The organism is Actinomadura rubrisoli (assembly GCF_004349215.1).
Taxonomy (GTDB): domain Bacteria; phylum Actinomycetota; class Actinomycetes; order Streptosporangiales; family Streptosporangiaceae; genus Spirillospora; species Spirillospora rubrisoli.
Genome location: NZ_SMKU01000001.1, coordinates 52483 through 72170 on the forward strand (window position 1 = coordinate 52483; position 19688 = coordinate 72170).

At 71.0% G+C, this 19688-nt stretch carries 12 protein-coding genes; 6 read left to right on the forward strand and 6 right to left on the reverse strand.

Annotation, left to right across the window (positions count from 1 at the left end):
• Nucleotides 1-72 precede the first annotated feature (72 nt).
• Genes E1298_RS00250 through E1298_RS00260 form a run of 3 tightly spaced genes read left to right on the forward strand, consistent with a single transcriptional unit; the run spans nucleotide 73 to nucleotide 9494 of the window.
• Nucleotides 73-636: a carboxymuconolactone decarboxylase family protein gene (locus E1298_RS00250; protein ID WP_131888655.1), complete on the forward strand. Its 564-nt coding sequence runs from the start codon at nucleotides 73-75 to the stop codon at nucleotides 634-636.
• Between the two features lie 9 nt (nucleotides 637-645).
• Nucleotides 646-2046, forward strand: a complete 1401-nt coding sequence (locus E1298_RS00255) for a wax ester/triacylglycerol synthase domain-containing protein (protein ID WP_131888656.1) — start codon at nucleotides 646-648, stop codon at nucleotides 2044-2046.
• 26 nt (nucleotides 2047-2072) lie between these two features.
• Nucleotides 2073-9494, forward strand: coding sequence for a type I polyketide synthase (locus E1298_RS00260; protein ID WP_131888657.1), 7422 nt, complete (start codon nucleotides 2073-2075; stop codon nucleotides 9492-9494).
• A gap of 11 nt (nucleotides 9495-9505) precedes the next feature.
• Here the strand turns inward: E1298_RS00260 and E1298_RS51655 are convergent, their stop codons facing one another.
• From E1298_RS51655 to E1298_RS00295, 6 genes are all read right to left on the reverse strand, one after another.
• Entirely contained in the window at nucleotides 9506-10918 is a 1413-nt protein-coding gene (locus E1298_RS51655; RefSeq protein ID WP_424923044.1) for an FAD-binding oxidoreductase, read from the reverse strand.
• Nucleotides 10915-11856 (reverse strand): acyl-ACP desaturase, encoded by a 942-nt coding sequence (locus tag E1298_RS00275; protein WP_131888659.1) that lies wholly within the window; start codon nucleotides 11854-11856, stop codon nucleotides 10915-10917. Before E1298_RS00275 ends, E1298_RS51655 begins: the two co-directional genes overlap by 4 nt.
• A 27-nt stretch (nucleotides 11857-11883) precedes the next feature.
• Nucleotides 11884-13107, reverse strand: a complete 1224-nt coding sequence (locus E1298_RS00280; protein WP_131888660.1) for a beta-ketoacyl-[acyl-carrier-protein] synthase family protein — start codon at nucleotides 13105-13107, stop codon at nucleotides 11884-11886.
• On the reverse strand, nucleotides 13104-13355 hold the full coding sequence (locus E1298_RS00285; RefSeq protein ID WP_131888661.1) for an acyl carrier protein: 252 nt from the start codon (nucleotides 13353-13355) through the stop codon (nucleotides 13104-13106). The genes E1298_RS00280 and E1298_RS00285 overlap by 4 nt, the downstream gene beginning before the upstream one ends.
• 174 nt (nucleotides 13356-13529) lie before the next feature.
• Nucleotides 13530-13841 (reverse strand): hypothetical protein, encoded by a 312-nt coding sequence (locus E1298_RS00290; protein WP_131888662.1) that lies wholly within the window; start codon nucleotides 13839-13841, stop codon nucleotides 13530-13532.
• Nucleotides 13838-14680, reverse strand: a complete 843-nt coding sequence (locus E1298_RS00295; protein ID WP_165975212.1) for a patatin-like phospholipase family protein — start codon at nucleotides 14678-14680, stop codon at nucleotides 13838-13840. Before E1298_RS00295 ends, E1298_RS00290 begins: the two co-directional genes overlap by 4 nt.
• A gap of 215 nt (nucleotides 14681-14895) precedes the next feature.
• Here E1298_RS00295 and E1298_RS00300 point away from each other — a divergent pair, with 215 nt between their 5' ends.
• From E1298_RS00300 to E1298_RS00310, 3 genes are read left to right on the forward strand one after another with little or no spacing between them, the layout of a single operon-like run.
• The gene (locus E1298_RS00300) at nucleotides 14896-16686 is read left to right on the forward strand and encodes a 1-acyl-sn-glycerol-3-phosphate acyltransferase (RefSeq protein WP_131888664.1); all 1791 of its coding nucleotides are present in this window, start codon (nucleotides 14896-14898) and stop codon (nucleotides 16684-16686) included.
• The gene (locus E1298_RS00305) at nucleotides 16683-18224 is read left to right on the forward strand and encodes an HAD-IB family hydrolase (protein WP_131888665.1); all 1542 of its coding nucleotides are present in this window, start codon (nucleotides 16683-16685) and stop codon (nucleotides 18222-18224) included. The genes E1298_RS00300 and E1298_RS00305 overlap by 4 nt, the downstream gene beginning before the upstream one ends.
• Nucleotides 18225-19673, forward strand: coding sequence for a wax ester/triacylglycerol synthase domain-containing protein (locus tag E1298_RS00310; protein ID WP_131888666.1), 1449 nt, complete (start codon nucleotides 18225-18227; stop codon nucleotides 19671-19673).
• Nucleotides 19674-19688 lie beyond the last annotated feature (15 nt).

Below are 19688 nucleotides of genomic sequence, written 5' to 3' on the forward strand. Positions count from 1 at the left end.
ATTTTAGTATCAATATCAGATACCTTCAAGCGCAACCGGTGTCCTCCAGCGCACGTCGTGAAAGTTGAGTCAATGCCCCATCTGCCGTTTCCCGAAGACGAGTCGCTACCACAACAGGTTCGGCAGTGCCTGGACGAGCTGCCGACCAGACTCAACGTCTTCCAGATCATGGCATACGCCCCGACGACGGTATGTCATGTCGCCGATCTGGGGGCGGCGTTGCTCGGAACCCTGAACATTGCTCCGGCGCATCGCGAGATGGTCATCTTGTGGGTCGCCCGTCAGACCGGCGCCAAATATGAATGGGTGCAGCACCTTCCGCCGGCCCGGGCCGGCGGAGTCACCGAAGAGCAGATCCAGGCCGTCTACGACCTTGATCGGAGAAGGCCCTGCCTGGGGCCGGCGCAGCAGGCCGCCCTGGCGCTGGCGGACCGGATCGTCGCAGGGGTTCCGAGCGGCAGGGCCGACATCGCCCGGCTGGCCGAACACTTCACACAGCGCGAGATCGTCGAATTGGCCGTGCTGGCCGGCTATTACCTGATGCTGGCGCGATTCCTGGTCACCTTCGATGTGGACCTTGACCCGCGTGGCGACGCGCTGGCGGACGCATTCACGGGGCGGCGTGATGCCGAATAGGAGGTGCGCATGCTGATGTCCGAGGAGCTCTTCGGTGAGGGGGCTTGGGATCTGCCGCGCCGGCTGAATCCCTTGGATAACCTGCTGTGGCGCAGTGAGTCCGATCCCCAACTGCGGTCGCCGAACATGCTGGTGCTTCTCCTTGACCGCGCGCCGGAATGGGAACGGTTCGCCGCCGGCCACGAATGGGCCACCCGGATGGTGCCGCGGCTGCGCGAGCGTCCGACGCCGCCGCTTCTCCGGCCCCTGGCGCCGGTCTGGATTCCCGACCCCGAGTTCGACGCCGGCCGTCATCTTCGCCGAGCGGCCCTGCCCGGACCCGCGGGCCGCAGGGAACTGCTCGATCTCGCAGAGGCGCTGATCACCGCTCCCTTCGACTGGAGCCGTCCGCCCTGGGAGAGCCTGCTCATCGAGAGCGTCCAGTGGGAGGGCCGGGCGATGGCCGCCTGGTTGATCCGCTATCACCACTGTCTTGCGGACGGAACGGTGCTCCTCTCCTGGCTGGACGGGCTGCTCAGCCGCTCCCCCGAACCGCGCTGGGACAAGCTCCAGCCGCCTCCGCCCGAGCCCAGGGGCACGTCCCGGGCACGCCTCCCTCTGCCCGACCTCGTCCACGAGGCCACCCAGGCCCTGCACCGGCCCGCACACGCTCTCGCCGAGAAGAGGCGGGCACTGCGCACCGTCGCCGACGTGTGCATCGGGCAGGCCGGTCCCCTCTCCCCGCTGCTCGCCGACCGGAGTTCCGACCGGCGCGTGGATCTGGTGAAGGTGCCGACGGAGCCGCTGATGGCGAGCGCGCGCGCAGCCGACGTCACGCTCCAGGACGCCATCTTCGCGGGTGTGGTCGGCGGATTCAGGCGTTACCACGAGCAGGCGGGAGTGGCGGTGCCGCCGACGCTCGCCACCGTGATGCCGCTGGCCTTGCACACCGGTCCGGCGCGGGCCGGCAACCGTTTCGGGGCGATCCGGCTGGCGGCGCCGATGGACGACGGTGATCCGCGCTCCCGGCTCACCGCGGTCCACGACCTGATCGCCCGTGCCGCGGACGCCTTCTCTCCGGCGGGCCTGGACGCGTTGGTCACGCTGGCCTCTCAGCTCCCGGCGCCGTTGATGAAGGACATGGGCAGGCGGCTCGGGCGAAGCTACGACCTCCAAGTGAGCACGGTCGGAGGGTTCTTCCGCCCGCTGTTCGTGTCCGGTGCCTCCGTCGAGGACGCCTTCGGTGTCGGGCCGCTGCCCGGAAGCGCCGCCATGGCGTTCGTCCTGCCGCGACCGGCCGGATCCAGCGTCACCCTGACCGTCGATCCGGCCGCCGTCACCGACCCGCCGGGGTTGGCGGAGTGCGTGGAAGAAGGTTTCGCCGAAGTCATGCACCTGGCCCCTGACCGGGCCGAGCGCTCTGATCCGTAACGCAGAAGAGATCCTGGGAGGAACTCGTGGCAGCAGGCCGTGTCCAGGCCCCGGACGGTATCGCGATCATCGGCGCCGGGCTCCGGCTGCCGGGCGGGATCACCTCGCTGGGTGAGCTGTGGACGGCGTTGGAGGGGGGCCGGGACCTGGTGGGCGAGGTGCCCGCCGATCGGTTCGACGCGGACCGCGTGTACGACCCTCGCCGCCGCCCGGGCAAGACCCACACGAAGGCGGGCGGGTTCCTCACCGGTATCGACTCCTTCGATGCCGCGTACTTCGGGATCTCCCCCAAGGAGGCCGCACGGCTGGATCCGCGGCAGCGGCTGCTGCTGGAGTGCGCGGTCGAGGCTCTCGACGATGCCGCGATCGATCCGCGGACGCTCGCGGGCGCCGACACCGCCGTCGTCACGGGCGCCTGCTTCCAGGACTACTACACCCTTCAAAGCCTCCGGCGCGAGACGGCGAACGCCTACACGATGGTCGGCTCGTCGAGCAACAACACCGCCAACCGGGTCTCCCACTTCCTCGACGTCCGCGGGCCGTCGTTCGCGGTCGACACCGCGTGCTCGTCGTCTCTCATCGCGCTGCACCAGGCCTGCGAGATCCTCCGGGCAGGCCGCAGCCAGATGGCGCTGGTCGGTGCGGTCAACATCATGCTGGACCCGTTCGGATTCGTGGGCTTCTCCGCGGCCTCGATGCTGTCCCCCACCGGCCGATGCCGGCCCTTCTCGGGCAAGGCGGATGGTTATGTCCGCGCCGAAGCGGCGGGCATGGTGATCCTCAAGCCGCTCGCGGCCGCGCTGGAACATGGTGATCGCGTCCACGGCGTGCTGCTCGCCACCGAGGCGAACTCCGACGGCCGGACGGTCGGTCTCTCGCTGCCCAACGCCCGGGCGCAGACCGAGCTGCTCGAACGGGTCTACCGGACGGCGGGCGTGGCTCCGCGGGAGGTCTCCTACGTGGAGGCGCACGGGACGGGGACCCAGGCGGGCGATCCGATCGAGTGCACGGCGCTCGGCGAGGTCCTGGGCCGCGACCGCGCCGAGCCGCTGCCGATCGGCTCGGTGAAGTCCAACCTCGGGCACAGCGAGGCCGCGTCGGGGCTCGCGGGGCTCTTCAAAGCCCTTCTGGTGCTCCGCGAGCGCCGGATCCCCTCGACGCTGCACGCCGAGCCCGTCAACGACGAGATCGATTTCCCGGGGCTGGGGCTGGAACCGGTCCCGGTGGCCAAGGCTCTGGCCACCGGTGAACGCCTGATCGTGGGCGTCAACTCGTTCGGTTTCGGGGGCGCCAACGGGCACGCTGTCGTGGCGTCCCCTCCCGACATTTCCGGCACGTCCCAACCGCGGCCCGAGGCGGATCCCGCCAGGCTCCCGCTGGTGGTCTCCGCGCGGACGGAGGAGGCGCTGTCCGCGGCGGCGGCGCGATGGTCGGAGTTCCTGGACACCTCCGATCCGGGCGGCTTCTATGACGTCGCCCACACCGCCCGCCGCCGCGGGTCACGGCATCCGCTGAGGTGCGCCGTCCTGGCGGAGCATCCGTCCGAGGCGGCGGCCAAACTCCGCGCCCTGGCCGCCGGCGACCCGGCCTCGGGCGCCGCCCGGGGGGCGGCGGTCTCGCGGGGCCGGCTCGGATTCGTCTTCAGCGGCAACGGGTCGCAGTGGCCGGGCATGGGCGCGGCCCTGCTCGCGGAGGACGCCGCCTTCCGCGCGGAGGTCACGGCGCTCGACGAGATCCTGACGCCGATGCTCGGCTGGTCGGTGATCGAGGAACTGTCCACCGCCGACCACAGGAAGGCCACGAGCACCAAGTACGCTCAGCCGCTGCTGTTCGCGCTGCAAGGCAGCCTGGTGGCGGCTCTCGCCGCTCGCGGAGTCCATCCGTCGGCGGTGGCGGGCCACAGCGTCGGAGAGGTCGCCGCCGCCTACTGCGCCGGGGCCCTGGACCGCGTCTCGGCCTGCAAGGTGATCGTCGAACGCAGCGCGGCGCAGGAGCGTACCGCCGGCGCCGGACGGATGGCGGCCGCCGGATTGGGCAGGGACGACGCCGAGAGCCTGCTGGCCGAGGCGGGCTGCGCCGGGCGGGTGGTCGTCGCCGCCGTCAACGGAGCGCGGGACGTCACCCTGGCAGGGGAGGCCGCGCCGCTGGAATCCGTGGGCCTGCGGCTGGACGACCAGGGGATAGCCTTCCGGGACCTCGGCCTGAACTACGCCTTCCACAGCCCGGTCATGGACCCGCTGCACAGGCCCCTGCTCGATGCGCTCGCGGACCTGGCCCCGGCCGACACCCGGACGCCCCTGGTGTCGACGGTCACCGGAGCGACGCAACCCGGCCGGACCCTTGACGGGGACCACTGGTGGCGGAACCTGCGCGATCCGGTCCAGTTCGCGGCCGCGGTCGGCACGCTCACCGAGGCGGAGGGCTGCGATGTGCTGATCGAGATCGGCCCGCACCCCGTCCTCAACGGCTACCTGCGCCGCTGCACCATCGGCCGGGACGAGCAGGCGGCGGTCATCCCGACCCTGTCCCGCAGCGGTGCGGGCACCGCCACGCTGGACACCGCGCTGGCCCGGGTCCTCGCGGCCGGGGGGAGGGTGGACTGGTCCCCGCACCTCCCCCGCCGGGGGAAGGTCGTCTCTCTTCCCGCCTATCCGTGGCAGAAGGAGCACCACTGGAACGGCAGCCCGGACTGGTGGAACGCGGACGGTGACGGCCCGCCGGCGGAACATCCCGCGCACCCTCTGCTCGGACGCCGCAGGCGCAGTCCGGATCCGTCCTGGGTCCAGACGATCAGCCTGGCCACGCACGCCTGGCTGGCCGACCACAGGGTCGGCCAGGTGGCGGTCATGCCGGCCGCGGCCTACCTGGACATGGCGCTGTCGGCCGGCCGATCGGTGCACGGGGGTCCCGCCGAGGTCGTCCGGTTGTCCATCGAGCGGACGCTGCCCCTGCCGTTCGACGCCCCGGAACCGGACGTCCGCCTGCACACGTCGCTGTCGGACGGCGGTGTCTTCCAGGTCAGCAGCCAGCGCGGCGTCGAGGCCGAATGGTCCGGGCATGTCCGGGGACGCGTCCGCAAGCTGGCGGGTGACCCGCCGCCGGGGCTCGACCTTGAGGCGATCAGCGCGCGGTGCCCGAAGGCGGTGACGGCCGATGACCACTATGCCCACTGCGCTGCCGCCGGCCTTCCGTACGGGCCTGCCTTCCGCCCCCTGACCGGACTGCGTGTCGGGACGGACGAAGTACTGGCCCGCTACACATCGGCGGCGCCGGGTCGAACGGCGGAAGCCGATCCGGCCGCGGTCGATGGCGGGCTCCAGGCGGCGCTGTCGCTGCTGCTGGAGTTCGGGGAAGGAACCATCCCCTATCTCCCCGTTTCAGTAGACGCCGTACGCTGCTGGCGGACGGTTCCCTCCGAAGGGACGGCACACGTCCGGAGGGTCGGAGGCGCGCCCGGCGAGGTCATGGTCGATGTGGTCATGACCGATCCGGCAGGGACCGTGACGCTTGAGATGAGCGGATTCCGCCTGCGCCGGTTCGCCGGGGCCCGCCCCGCCGATGTGACCATGGTGACGGAGGTCCTGCGAGCGGCTCCGTTGCCGGGAACATCACCCGATGCCGGCGATCTCCCGTCCCCGGCCGAGACCTTCGCCGCAGCCGCGGATACGATCGCGGAACTGCAGGACAGGTTCGCCGAGACGCGGCATTTCCACGCCCACCACCGGCTTCTGGAGATGATGGCGCATTTCACGGTCCGCGCCGTACGCGACATCGTGCCCGGGCATGACGGCTTCGAGATCGCCGATCTCATCGAGGCGGGTGTCCGGGCCGAGCACACCAGGCTGCTGAGGATGCTGTTCCGGCTGGCCGTCCGGTACCGGCTGCTGGCCGAGGACGCCGGCCGGTGGCTGATCACAGGCCGTCCCGAGCCGGAAGAGATCTTCCAGGCGATCGCCCTGGAGCATCCGGGCCACGGGGTCGAGCTCCAGCTCTTCGGAGTGGCCGGCCGTCATCTCGGCGGGGTGCTGCTGGGGCGCGACGACCCGCTGGACCTGTTCTTCGCCGACAGCGATCTGGCGGCTCAGCACTATGACCATGAGCCGCTCGTCTCCTTTCAGAACGGCGTCTGCGCCGAACTGCTGAGGCAGATCGTCAAGTGCCTGCAGCGGAACAGGCCGCTGCGCATCCTGGAAGTGGGCGCGGGCACGGGCGGGACCACGGCCGCCGCGCTGCCGGTCCTGCCGGCCGAACGGACCCGGTACACCTACACCGACATCTCCTCGGCCTTCTTCCAGAGAGCCAAGAACCGCTTCGCCTCGTACGGCTTCCTGGACTACCGCACCCTGGACCTGGAGGCCGACCTCGCCGAGCAGGGCTTCAGCCCCGGTTCCTTCGACCTGGTCATCGCCGCGAACGTCCTGCACGCCACCGACGACCTCCGATCCAGCCTGCGGAACATCGCGGAACTGCTCGCCGACAACGGCCGGCTCCTGGCGGTGGAGGTCCATGACGAGTTCTACAGCGGGCCGACCTTCGGGTTGCTCGACTCCTACTGGCCGGGCGACCCGGATCTGCGGCCCGAGGGCCCGATGCTCTCCCGCGAAGGCTGGGTCGAGATCTTGGACGAGTGCGGGTTCACCGCCACCGCACAGACCGAGGAACTCGACGCCCCCCACCAGAGCATCTCCACGATCCTCACCTCCCGCGCCCCGCGCGCTCCTCGCGATCGTCAGGCCGGGGCGGGTCCGGGCAGCGTGCATGTGGCGGCGCTGACCGGCGGCGGCCTCGATGACTTCAGCCGTCGCCTGGTCGGGGAGCTCGCCGCCCGCGACCGCCGGGTAGAGGGGGACTGGGACGCGAACGCCGACCCGATGACCTGGCGGAGCGTGCTGGCCGACGCCCGGACCTCCGACGTCGTGCTGGTAGCCGCCGGGGACGAGGAGACCTCGGCCGAGAAGGAGACCGAGGGCGCCGTGCGGGCGATCGCGGCCTTGCGAGCCGCCGCGTCCGCCGCGTCCGGGATCGAGACGGAGATGGCGGCGCGCCTGTGGGTGGTGTGCGGGACGCAGGCCGGGATCGGGCGGCACCCGGCCGCGCTGCCGGGGGCCAGAGCCGCGCTCTGGGGCGCGGCCCGTACGCTAGCGACCGAGGCTCCGGGGCTCGATGTCCGCAGGGTGATGCTCACGGGCGCCGGCGAGGACCCGGACGCCCTGGCCGGGCGGCTGGCCGACGAGCTCGAATCCAGGACGGACGAGGACGAGGTCACCCTCACCGCCGGAGGCAGGTTCGTCAGCCGGGCGTGCCCGGTGACCCCGCCGCACGTCAGCTCGATGGATGTGCCCTCGTTCGCGCTGCGGATCGACGAGCCCGGGCTGCACTACCGGCTGAGGTGGCTGCCCGTCGAGATCCCCGAGCCGGAGCCCGACGAGATCGTCGTCCGGGTCGGCGCGGCCGCGCTGAACTACCGCGACGTGCTCACCGCGCTCGATCTGATCCCGATGACCTTCGACCGGCGCCGTCCCGAACGTGTCCACGCGGGTCTCGACTGCGCGGGAACGGTCGTCGCCGTCGGTTCCTCGGTCGGGCACCTGTCCGTCGGCGACCGTGTCGCAGGTGTGGCCACCAGCGGGTTCGGCTCGCACGCGCCGATGTCCGCCGACCTCGCCTTCCGGATCCCCGACGGCATGACATGCGCGGAGGCGGCAACGCTCCCCGTGGCGTTCGCGACCGTCCAGGAGAGCCTCCATCACCGCGCGGGCCTGCGGGCGGAGGAGACCGTCCTGGTGCACAGCGGCGCGGGAGGAGTCGGGCTGGCGGTCCTGCAATACGCCCGCCGTATCGGCGCCAGGGTCATCGCCACCGCCGGAACGCCCGCGAAACGGGACCTCCTCCGCCTGCTGGGCGTGCGGGACGTCCTGGACTCGCGTTCGCTGGACTTCGCCGGCCAGGTCCTGGACCTGACCGGTGGACAGGGCGTCGACGTGGTCGTCAACTCCCTCGCCGGTGAGGGCCTCGTCCGGAGCCTGGAGATCCTCAAGCCGTACGGGCGCTTCGTCGAGCTGGGCAAGCGCGACCTTCTGTCCGACTCCGCCCTCCCCATGGCGCCGTTCCTCCACAACCTCACCTTCATCGGCGTGGACGTGATGGACAGATTCGTCCGCGGCTCCAAGGAGGACGCATGCGCCCTCATGAGCTTCGCCGACCAGATCGGCTCCGCGACGTACCGGCCCCTGCTCCACCGGACCTATTCCGCCGCCCGCATCCACGAGGCGTTCGAGCAGATGCGGCACTCACGCCACACCGGCAAGATCGTCGTCACGTTCGACGAGCCCGTCGGGGTCGAGGTCCCCATGAGCCCGCCGCCCCTCGATCCAGAGGCCACCTACCTGATCACAGGCGGCCTGGGAGGACTCGGCGCGGCCACCGCCGGCCGTCTCGCCGAGCGCGGGGCACGCCATCTCAGGTTGCTGGGCCGCCGCGGAGCAGCGACGCCCGAAGCGTCCGAACTCCTCGACCACCTGCGCCGGTCAGGAGTGGAGGCCGTCGCCGACGCGGTCGATGTGGCCGACGCCGAGGCGCTGCGGGAACTGTTCGCCGAGGTCCACGCCTCAGGCCGGCGTCTCGCCGGTGTCGTCCACGCGGCGATGGTGCTCGAAGACGCCCGGCTCGATGAGCTCGACGACCGCCAGGTGCGCAGGGCGCTCGCCGCCAAGATGCGGGGTGGGCTCCTCCTCGATGAACTCACCAGGGACCCGGGCCTGGACTTCTTCGTCGTCTACAGCTCGTTCATGGCCCTTATCGGCAACCAGCGGCAGGCGCCGTACGTCGCGGCCAACATGGCCCTGGAGTCAATGGTGCTGGCCAGGCGCGAGGCCGGTCTTCCGGGGCTCGCTCTGCAGTGGGGGACCATCGGCGACGTCGGTGTCACGCGTCGCCTCGACCTGGTCGAGAAGCTCGACGCCGCGGGACTCGCCCCCCTGTCGTCACGGGAGGCCCTGGCCGAACTCGACCCGTTGCTCGGCAAGGTCGACCACCCCGTGCTGACGGTCGCCCGCGTCGACTGGAACCGTCTAGCTCAGATGACGGGCTCCATCTCCAAACCCCGGCTGGCCGGTCTCCTGCCGGCACAGGCGCACGCACAGGCCGAAGGAGAGGTCAGGAGGGCCTTGGCCGCCGGTGAACAGGAGCCGCTGACCATCGTGGAGACGGCGCTCGCCGACCTGCTGGCTCAGGTGCTCCTGACCACACCCGACCGGCTGGACCGCACCCGCCCGCTCGACCAGCTCGGCATGGACTCGCTCATGGGAGCCGAGTTCGGCAACCTCATCCAGGATCAGCTCAACTGCAGACTCCCGGTCGTGGAGCTTCTCGGAGCCGCCAACCTCAGCGCACTGGCCCAGCGGATCCTGCCCCTGATGCGCCCGACCGCCGAAACAGGCACAGCCTGAGCGGAGACAGATCACCCACCGCCCCCCTTGCCGGGAGGGCATGGACGAGTTATCTGCGCTTCGTCGAAGACGGCGGTGTCGGCCGGGAAATGGCCGCATATGACGATGCCGGCGGACCAGACGTTGCGCACGGTGCCCGCCGTCAGGTTCCCGATAAGTGTGGGCAGGAAGGACGGGCCGGACAGCAGCGGGAAAAGGAGGTACTCCTTTGCCGCAAGCCTCGTCGTCTTGCGTGCGGCCGCGGAGAGCCGAGCCAGAAGCCCGCCGAGTGGCTCCTCTCCTTCGAGCGCCTTCTCCAGTTCCATGCCGTAGGGCACCAGCATGAGGTCGAAGAACAGCATGTAGGTGTCCCATTCCCAGTGCGACGAGTGAATCTCCGGGTCGCGCATCCAGTCCCACTGGCCGTGCATGACGTTATGGCCGATCTCCCAGTTCTCCAGGATCTTCGACAATGCGAGGCAGGCCGTGCTCATCTCGGTGGGGGAACTGCACCGCTTCACGCCGTCCTCCAAAGGGGTCAGAGATCGATCTCCACTGGCCCGACCGCGGCGGAGACGCACGTCTTGACGAACTGTCCCTCTCCGTTCTGGACCTCGCCGGTCGCCAGGTCGCGGACTCGTCCGCCGCACAGCCTGCCCACGCAACTGAGGCAGACCCCCATCCGGCATCCGCTGGGCAGGAGGACCCCGGCGCGCTCGGCCGACTCCAGCAGTGACATATCCGCGGCCGCTTCGGCTTCCGCGCCGCTCGCCAGGAACCGGACCCGGCCGCCCGGCCCGCTGGCCGTGCTCGGCTGTTCGCCTCTCCACCAGCCGGAAATCGGGACGCGACTCGCTCATCGTGTGCAGCCGCGGACCGAAGATGAACTCATCGCGGGTTCTCACCGAATGGATGAGAACCAGGTCAAGGGGCCGTCGCCGCGGCCGGAGCAGGTTGCGGATGATGGACATCACCGGGGTGATCCCGCTGCCGCCGGTAATGAACAGGAACCTGGATCCCCTGCCGTCCACGGTGAACTCTCCCCGGGCCGGCTGGAGGTGAACGAGGTCTCCGGGCGGTGTGCCGAACGCCAGTCGACGGGAGATGAAGCCGTTGTGGGAGGCCTTCACCGTGATCTCAATGAGACCGGATCCGCCAGGAGGCGAGGACAGGGAGAAGGGACGCCAGTGGCGCACTCCGTCGACCTCGACGCCCACCATCGTCCACTGCCCGGCCCGGTGGCCGGCCCAGTTCCGGCCCACCTCGATGACCAGTCGGCTCGCCTGTTCCGTCATGCGGCGCACGGCCCGGACCCGGCCGCGGATCCCCGTACCGGGGGCGAGGGGATCGACGAGCCGGAGGTAGTCCGCGGGAGTCCGCGGCGCCGCCAGCGCCCTCGCGGCGGCGGCCACCGCCTCCCTGGCCACGTCGGCTCCGGTCTTCACCTCTGCCTCGCCTTCGCGGGGAGCGCGGCGTTCCGGCCGGCGCGGCGCTCTTCGAAACGCCGGGCGAACCCGTCCATCCTTTCCAGCAGCTCGCACAGCCGTTCCTGGTCGGCTCTCCCCTCGGGCCCGAGATCCCCGCACTCCAGCGCGCCGAGTCTGCGCAGAGTGGGCAGGACGATCTCGTCCAGGTGGATGCGCAGGTCATAGATGCCCGCCTCGGCGATGTCGAGGGCCTTTCGCTGGAAGCCGCCGATCGCGGTTCCGGGCATACGGAAGCCGCGCACCGTTTCGTAGAGCCGCCGCATCGCCGTGTCCGGGGCCAGTTCGAAGGCCGCGCGCAGCAGGTTGCGGTAGAACACCATGTGCAGGTTCTCGTCGCGTGCCACGCGCGCGAGGATCCTGTCGCACCGGGGGTCGCCGCTCAGCCGTCCGGTGTTGCGGTGGGCGATCCTGGTGGCCAGCTCCTGGAGCGTGGTGTAGCAGAGTGCGCCCAGGACGCCTTGCGCCTCACTGGCGAACCCGGTGCTGACGGCCCGCATCCTGGCGCGTTCCAGCGCGACCGGATCGAGTGCCCGGGTGACGATGAGGTAGTCCTGGATGACGACGCTGTGCCGTGCCTCCTCGGCCGTCCACCGGTGCAGCCAGGCACCCCACGCGCTGTCGCGGCCGAGCCGCGCGGACAGCTCCCGGTGGTAGCTGGGGAGGTTGTCCTCGGTGAGGAGGTTCACCAGCAGCGACGTGCGGACGACCGGAGGAAGCGGCGACTGCTCCTGCGCCCACGGGCTGCCCCCGAAGGGGCCGTCGTAGTTCCGCCCTTCGCTCCACGGCACGTACTGGTGGGGAAACCACTCCTCTGCGGCTGCGTAATGGCGGTCGAGTTCCTTCTCCACCACCGGCAGCAGTTCGGTGAGCATCGCGTGGTCGTCGAATGCGGGCATGGCGAGATCGGTTCCGTCCGTGGGGGCTCAGGCGGGGGCGAGGGCGAGCACGACGTTGTGGCCGCCGAAGCCGAAGGAGTTGCTCAGCACCAGGCCGTCCGGCGTGCGGCGGGGGGCGCCCGCCACGACGTCGAGGGCGATCTCCGGGTCCTGGCGGTCGAGGTTCGCCGTCGGCGGGATGAGGCCCTCGCGCAGGCTGAGCGCCGCGGCCGCGGCCTCCACCGCGCCCGCGGCGCCGAGCGTGTGGCCGATGGTGCCCTTGATCGACGTCACCGGGACGCCGGCGGGCAGGACGGTTTCGAGGACGCGCGCCTCGACGGCGTCGTTGAGCCGCGTGCCGGTGCCGTGCGCGTTCACGTGACCGACGTCGGAGGGCCCGGCGCCCGCGTCGGCCAGGGCGAGGCGGACCGCGCGTTCGGCGCCGCGGCCGTCGGGCTGGGGAGCGGTCGGGTGGTAGCAGTCGTCGGTGACGCCGCAGCCGACGAGGGTGGCGTGTGACCGGGCCTCGCGGGCGCGGGCGTCCGCGGCGCGCTCCAGCACCAGCACGGACGCTCCCTCGCCCATGACGAACCCGTTGCGGTCGGCTTCGAACGGCCGGGCCGCCGTCTGCGGTTTGTCCGGCCTGCGCGCCAGCGCGCCGAGCCGGTCGAAGCAGGTGACCGTGAGCGGGGTGAGCTCCGCCGCGCTGCCACCGCTGATCATGATGTCCGCCGCGCCGGACAGCAGCAGCTCCCGCGCGAGGTGCACGGCCGAGGCGCCCGACGCGCACGCGGACGCGACGGTGAACGACGGGCCGCCGGCGCCCAGCGCGATGCTCACCTCCGCGGCGGCCATGTTGGGCAGGTACTGGGTGATGGCCACCGGGGAGACCTTGCGCGGGCCGCCTTCGCACATCCGCTCCATGGCCGTCTCCCAGGTGTGCACACCGGTGGCCGCGCAGCCCAGCACCACGCCGACGCGCGAGCCGTCCCAGGTCGCGGGGTCGTGGCCGGAATCCCGGACGGCCTCCTGGGCCGCGATCAGCGCCAGCTGGCAGATCCGGTCGAGCCGGCGGGCGAGCCGGCGCCCGAGGCGGGTCTCGGGCTCCAGGTCCTCGACCGCGCAGGCGTAGTCGACGTCCAGGCCGGTCAGGTCCCCGTGGTGGTCGGCCGTCGGCCGGCCGTCGCACAGGCCCGTCCAGGCCGCCGCCACCCCCGTGCCGGCCGGGGTGATCAGTCCGAGCCCGGTGATCGCCACGTCCCGTCGGCTCACGAGGCGGCCCCCTTGGCCTCCAGCAGCTCCAGAACCTTGCCGAGGGTGTCGTTCATCGTCACGCTCTGGTCGGTGACCTGGACGTCGAGCTCCTCCTCCAGGACCGCGGCCAGCTCTATCAGCGCCAGCGAGTCCAGGTCGAGATCGGCGAACGTGGCCTCGGGCCTGATGCGTTCGCTGGGCACGTCGAACTGGTCGCTGATGATGCCGGTGACGCGCTCACGTAGGCCGGTGGTGCTTTCGGGCATGTTCTGCTCCATTCTCTGAGAGAAGTCGGCGGCCTTGCCGGGGGATTTCTTTCAGCATTGCGCCGCGCAAATCAATGTGCCAGGGGAAAAAGGTCCCGTGTCCGTGAATACCGGCCCGCCCTGGAGGAACGTGGAATGGTCCCGATTCCGGGGCGGCGCCACTACGGAACGCCCCTACCTGCGGCCGGCAGGTCCCCCGCCGTTCCGGTGGGTCATTGAGGAGATGCCGCGGGTCGCCCGCCGGGCCGGTGCCCCGGGCCGCTCGCCCGGGTCCCGGCCGGCACGGCGCGCACGCCGGTCGGCCATGCTGATGAGGGATCCGCCGCCCCGCTCCGCCCGCTCGTCCCGATGAGAAGGCGAAGTGAACGCGGCGGCGGCTCGGGACCGGGCCGTCCGCGCGTTCCCGGCCCGCACGGCGATGCGCACGCCGATGGCCACGCCCGCCGTCAGAGCGGCCCATCCGAGCACGCGGAGCCCTTTCGTCACGATCCCAGTCCATGCCGCCACAGATACCGTTGCGTGGCGAGATAGGAGCGTTCGATGCGTATCTCCGCGTCCTTGATCCCTTCGGCCGGGCCGGCCGTCTGGATCTGCCGCTGGACGCTGAACTGCTCAGGCCGGGATATGCCCGTCGGCAGCACATGCACGGTGACGTCTTCCGGTACGGCCTCCAGCGATGCGCGAACCCGGTACCGCTGTGTGATGTTCAGTGCCATGGACGGCCATTCCCAGACATGATCTGGTATTTCGGTCGAGCCCGGTCCGGGGGTCGTCTGCATGACGTAGAGCGTCCGCGCTCCCAGCGTGACCGCCCGGTCGACCGGCAGGCTGTTGACGAGCCCGCCGTCGGCCAGCTGCACACCGTCCAGGGAGACGGTCTCCATCAGTGCCGGGACCGCTGTGGAGGCCAGCACGGCGGGTAGCAGCGGCCCCCGGGCGAACCAGCGTTCGCACGCCGCGCCTATGTCGGTGGCCATGCAGTGGAAGGGGATGGCGAGTTCTTCGAAACGCTCGGCTGCCAGGTGCTCCTCGACCAGCCGGCGGAACCGCTGGGACGTGCGCCGGCGCCCCGAGGGGGCCAAGGTCGACACGACCCGTTCCAGCCGGCAGCGGTGCAAGATCGCCCGTTCGTGGAAGTCGTGCCAGAAGCGGCGCATGGTGATCAGGCTGTTCAGGGTCGGGTCCGCCGCCAGCACCGCGCCGTGCAGCGCTCCCGACGAGACACCGACGACGAGGTCCGGCCGGATGCCCGACAGGAGCAGGGCGCTGAGCATCCCGGTCTGGTGCGCGCCCAGCACACCTCCACCGCCAAGGACGAAAGCCACCGAAGGCCGTCCTTTTCTAGTCATTTATGCTCCCATTCCATGGATCGCGTGTCCTCCCAAACCATGTACCCCAGATCCGCAAATATTGATCTGGAAAACTTCAGGGAACAAAGTCCTATTGCATTTGACGCAACTGCCAACTAATCTGACGAGGGAAGGTCGAATTTTCCCCCGATGACGAGCGAGTACCACCCCCGTAGCAGGCCCAGAGGACCATGAACCATTACCGCGATCGCCATGAGACCGTCGCCCTTCTCGAAGATCCCGATAACCGCCGCCGGATCAACGACCTGGCCGCTCGAATGCATCTGCCGCCGCCGACGGTGGAGAAGCGGATCTGTACCCGACTGGACGGTCTCGTCACTGATCAGCGCACCTGGGCCCGCCGGCTGCTGACGCCGCTCGAAAGGCTCGTCTATGCGGCTCCGGTCCCCGCGGTGATCACAAAGCGGGAACTGTCCGCATTGCGGGAGATCAATGGCGGCGAATCGCTTATCTTCCTTCCGGCGCACCGTTCGTACGCGGATTCCCACCTGCTCTCGCGGGCCCTGCGGAAGCTGGAACTCCCCGCCACGTTCCGGTTCGCCGGAGACAATTTGTCCTTCTGGCCGTTCTCCTGGCTGGCCCGGCACTGCGGTGTGATCTTCATTCGCCGGTCCTTCGGCTCCGATCGGCTCTACCGTTTCGCGGTGCGCGCCTACCTCGCCCGTCTTCTGGAGCGGGGTGTGCACCTGGAGTGGTACGTCGAGGGCGGGCGCTCTCGCACCGGGCGGCTCCGCACGCCGCGCATCGGCCTGGTCTGCGAGCTGCTGAAGGCCCTGGACGAAACCGGGCGGGGCGATGTCCACATCGTGCCGGTCTCGATCACCTACGACCTCCTGCCCGAGGCCGCATGGCTGGTGGCCGAGGACGGCGGGGCGGGCAAGCCCGCCGAGAACCTGCGGAGCCTGGTGCGCTATCTGCGGACGAACCGGCGTGTCGGCAGGACCGCCTACCTCGGCTTCGGGACGCCCTTCCCCATCCAGCGGGCGGATGCCCGTCCGGGCGCCGGAAAGGACGCCCGGCCTGGCGACCGCAGCCACAGGAAGACGGCGCGGGCCGTGGCCGAGCGGCTGACCGAGCAACTGCACGTCGCGACGCCGGTCACCGCCGAGTCGCTGATCGCCCTCGTGCTGGCGGCCGGAGAAGGGCGCCCGCACGGCGTCCCCGCCATCGCGCGCGCGCTCGTCCCGCTCCTCGGCTTCATGGAGCGCAGGGGAATCCCCGCGATCGGTACGGACCGGCTCAAGGGCGGCCCACGCCTGCGGAAGTCGCTCGACCGCATGGTCAGGGCGGGGATCGTCTCCTCGGTCCGCCGCGGCGGTGAGCCGTGTTACCAGATCGGCCGGCACCAGCGGCACCTCGCCTCGTACTACCTGCAATCGGGCGGGCACTGGTTCGTCCCGCGCGCCGTGGCCGAGCTGTCGCTCATGATGGCGGCGGGTGCCCTGCCGCAGCCCGAGGACCGGGTCCTCGCCGCCGCCCGCCGGCTGCACGGCCTGCTCGGCCATGCCTTCGTCCTGCCGCCCTGGCCTCGATTCGCCGATCAGGTATGGCGGGAAACGGCGGAACTGACGGCGGCGACGCAGGGCGACGCGGAGCACGCGCTGGCCGAGCAGCCATTCCTGCTCGCGCACCGGTTACTCGGCGCCGCCGTCGAGGCGACCCACACGGTCGCCGTCCGGCTCACGATGCTTCCGACCGACCGTCCCGCCGAGCGCGAAGGACTGCTGCGGATCGACGCCGACGCCTCGCACACGGCCCAGTGGCCGGAGTCGGTGTCCAAAGAACTGCTCCGGGCGGCCGCGGCCGCCGCGACGGCAGAGGGCCTGCTGGCCGCCGGTGCCCATCAGACCGACGCCCGGCGCCGCTTCGAGGAGGAGGTGGCGGGCCTCCTTGGCAGGCTCCGCCGCATCGCGGCCCATGACGCCGCGTCCTCCCCCTCCCTACCGAAGGAGAACCCATGAGCACCGCCGAGGACTACGCCGAAGAGATCCTGCACGGCCCAGCGGGCCCGCAGATTGGAGCGTTCCTCGACTTCGACGGAACCCTCATCGACGGCTTCTCGGTCAACGAGTTCGTCCTCAACCGACTGCGTCACCGGGAGCTCATGCCGCGCGACCTGGTGCGCGGCGTTCTGGGGACCAGCCCCCTCGGCGCCTACCGGCTGGCCAGGGCGGGCATAGGGAAGGAGACCTGCGACCGGGACCTGCGAGCGGTCTACGAGTTCGCTCTCGCGCTTCTGTCAGGGCGTACCGAGACCGAGCTGCTCCAGTTCGGGCGACGGGTGCTCTGGGAAGGGCTCGCCGGCAAGCTCCGCAAGGACGCGTGGACGCTCGTCCAAGCCCACCAGCGGATGGGGCATTCCGTCGTCCTGCTGTCCGCGGCGACCCGCTACCAGGTGGCCCCGCTGGCGGACCACCTCGGCATCGAGCACGTCCTCTGCAGCCCGCTGGAGACCCTCGACGGCAGGCTGACCGGACGCCTCGGCGGGCCGCCGCTGCGCGGGCCGGTGAAGGCGCAGGCGGTGGACGCCTTCGCCGCCGAGCACGGCATCGAGCTCACGCTCAGCCACGCCTACGCCGACTCCCTCGACGACATCCCCTTCCTGGAGACGGCGGGCAGGTCCTGCGTCGTCAATCCCGGCAAGGAGCTGTCCCGTGCCGCCGCCGAGCACGGCTGGCATGTGCTGCACATGGACGGTCGCCCGGTCCCCAGCCCGATCACCTTCGCCCGGTCCGTCGCGGCCGGCGGCGGCATGCTCACCGGCGTGGGCACCGGCCTGGGGACGGTGCTGGTCGGCGCCGACCGCAGACGCGCCGCGGAGCTCGGTCTCCGGTTCGGCAGCGACCTGTGCCTCGGCCTCGCCGGCGTGCGGCTGCGGGTGACGGGCGAGGAGAACCTGTGGCTCCATCGCCCGGCGGTGTTCCTGGTCAACCACCAGAGCCCCCTGGACGCGCCGATCGTCAGCCGACTCCTGGAGCGCGGATACACCGGGTTCGCCAAGAAGGAGGCCCGGCGCTTCCCCGTGCTCGCCCAGGCCGCGGAGTTCCTGGAGATGGTGTTCGTCGACCGCGGTTCGGCCGCCCGCACCCCCGAGGTGATCGACTCGGCGGTGCGGCGGCTCGCCGCCGGGCTGTCGCTCGCCATCGCCCCCGAGGGCAGCCGCTCCCTCACCCCGTCGCCGGGCCCGTTCAAGAAGGGCGCCTTCCTGGTCGCGAAGCGGGCGGGGGTGCCGGTGGTCCCGATCGTCATCCGCAACAGCGGTCAGCTCATGTGGCGCAATGCCAAGACGATACGGCCGGGAGTGGTCGAGGTCGTCGTCCACGACCCCATCGACGTCGGCTCGTGGAAGGTCCGCGACTTCGGACGGAAGGTGGAGGAGGTGCGCCGGCTGTACATCGACACCCTCAGCAGGTGGCAGGAGATCCCGGCACCGGACGAGGCGGACCCGGCCGCCGGGGAGCCGGCACCGGCCATGGCCGCGGAGTCCGGGGAGGAGTGAATGCGACCTTCGCGGGCCTTCGGCGTGGGCGCCTGGCGCCTCCCGCAGCGCATGAACACACTGGACACGCTGATGTGGAGATGCCGGGCCGATCCGCGGCTGCACTCGCCGTTGGTCTGCCTGATCCTGCTCGACCGGACACCGGACTGGGAGTGCTGGGCCGCCACCCATGACTGGGTCACGCGCATGCTCCCCCGGCTGCGGCAGCGGGCCGTGGCGCCGCTGCTCCCCTCGGGGCTCGGGAGGTGGGAGACCGATCCGGGGTTCGACCTCGGCCGGCACCTGTGGCGGACGCGGCTGCCCGGGCCCGGCGGTCGCCGGCAGCTCCTCGACCTGGTCCAGATGGTCACCGCCACGCCCTTCGACGAAGGCCGTCCCCCCTGGGACAGCGTGCTCGTGGAGGACGTCCGGTGGGAAGACGGCGCCCCGGGCGCCGCCTGGATCCTCAAGGTGCACCACTGCGTCAGCGATGGCCCGACTCTGGGTTTCTGGCTGACCAGGGTGCTCGGCCGCACCGCCGAACCGGATCCGGACAGGCCCCAGCCACCGCCGATGCCGCCGCGCCCACCGGCCGGGCTGCTCCGGCCGATCGGTCTCCCCGGTGCCCCGCTGCCCGGCCCGGCCGCGCTCGTGCGTCCCGCCCGCGAGGTCTGGCGGGCCGCCAGGCGTCCCCGGCGAACGGTGATGGAGACGATCCGGGCGGTGCGGACGATCGGCGAGCTGATGCCGCGCCGGGTCGGCGAGCCGTCCGCGCTGCTGGAGAACCGTGGGACCGCGCGGCGGCCGGCGGTGCTGAGCATGCCGCTGGACCCGATGAGAGCGGCGGCCAGACTGGCGCAGTGCTCGGTCAACGATGCCTTCATCGCCGCCCTGCTCGGCGGTTTCCGGCACTACCACGAAAGGCACGGTGCGGTGATGGACTCCCTGTCCATCGCGATGCCGATCAGCCTGCGCCGGGCCGACAGCCCCCGGACCGGCAACCGTTTCGGAGGGATCCGCTTCACCGGTCCGATGGCAGAGCCCGACCCCCGGGCCCGCATGGTCGCCGTGCGCGACAGCATCGCCGCGGCGAGCGCGGCATTCGCACCGGGCGGCCTGGACGTGCTCCTGAACGCGCTGAACCGCCTGCCGACGCCGGTGGTGACCGACCTGGTGGCCCGGTTGGGCAACAGCTACGACCTCCAGGCCAGCCAGGTGGCAGGCATCTACCGTCCGTCCTACATGGCCGGAGCGGCGGTCACCGACGCGTACTGCTTCGGGCCCGTGCCGGGCTGCGCCGTGATGGCCCTGCTCCTCGTCCACCGGGACAAGTGCTCGATCGCCTTCACCCTGGACTCCGCCGCCGTCACCGACACCGACTCCTTCATGCGATCCATGGACACGGCCTTTCACGAAGTCATGGAGACGGCCCGCAACGCCGGCGGGACGGGGGCGCGCGAAAAGTCATGATCATTTTAATGCGGA

Coding starts and splice junctions, on each gene's coding strand:
- E1298_RS00250 (WP_131888655.1), top strand. CDS start 73: ATGCCCCATCTGCCGTTTCCCGAAGACGAGTCGCTACCACAACAGGTT.
- E1298_RS00255 (WP_131888656.1), top strand. CDS start 646: ATGCTGATGTCCGAGGAGCTCTTCGGTGAGGGGGCTTGGGATCTGCCG.
- E1298_RS00275 (WP_131888659.1), bottom strand. CDS start 11,856: ATGCCCGCATTCGACGACCACGCGATGCTCACCGAACTGCTGCCGGTG.
- E1298_RS00285 (WP_131888661.1), bottom strand. CDS start 13,355: ATGCCCGAAAGCACCACCGGCCTACGTGAGCGCGTCACCGGCATCATC.
- E1298_RS00300 (WP_131888664.1), top strand. CDS start 14,896: ATGAACCATTACCGCGATCGCCATGAGACCGTCGCCCTTCTCGAAGAT.
- E1298_RS00305 (WP_131888665.1), top strand. CDS start 16,683: ATGAGCACCGCCGAGGACTACGCCGAAGAGATCCTGCACGGCCCAGCG.
- E1298_RS00310 (WP_131888666.1), top strand. CDS start 18,225: ATGCGACCTTCGCGGGCCTTCGGCGTGGGCGCCTGGCGCCTCCCGCAG.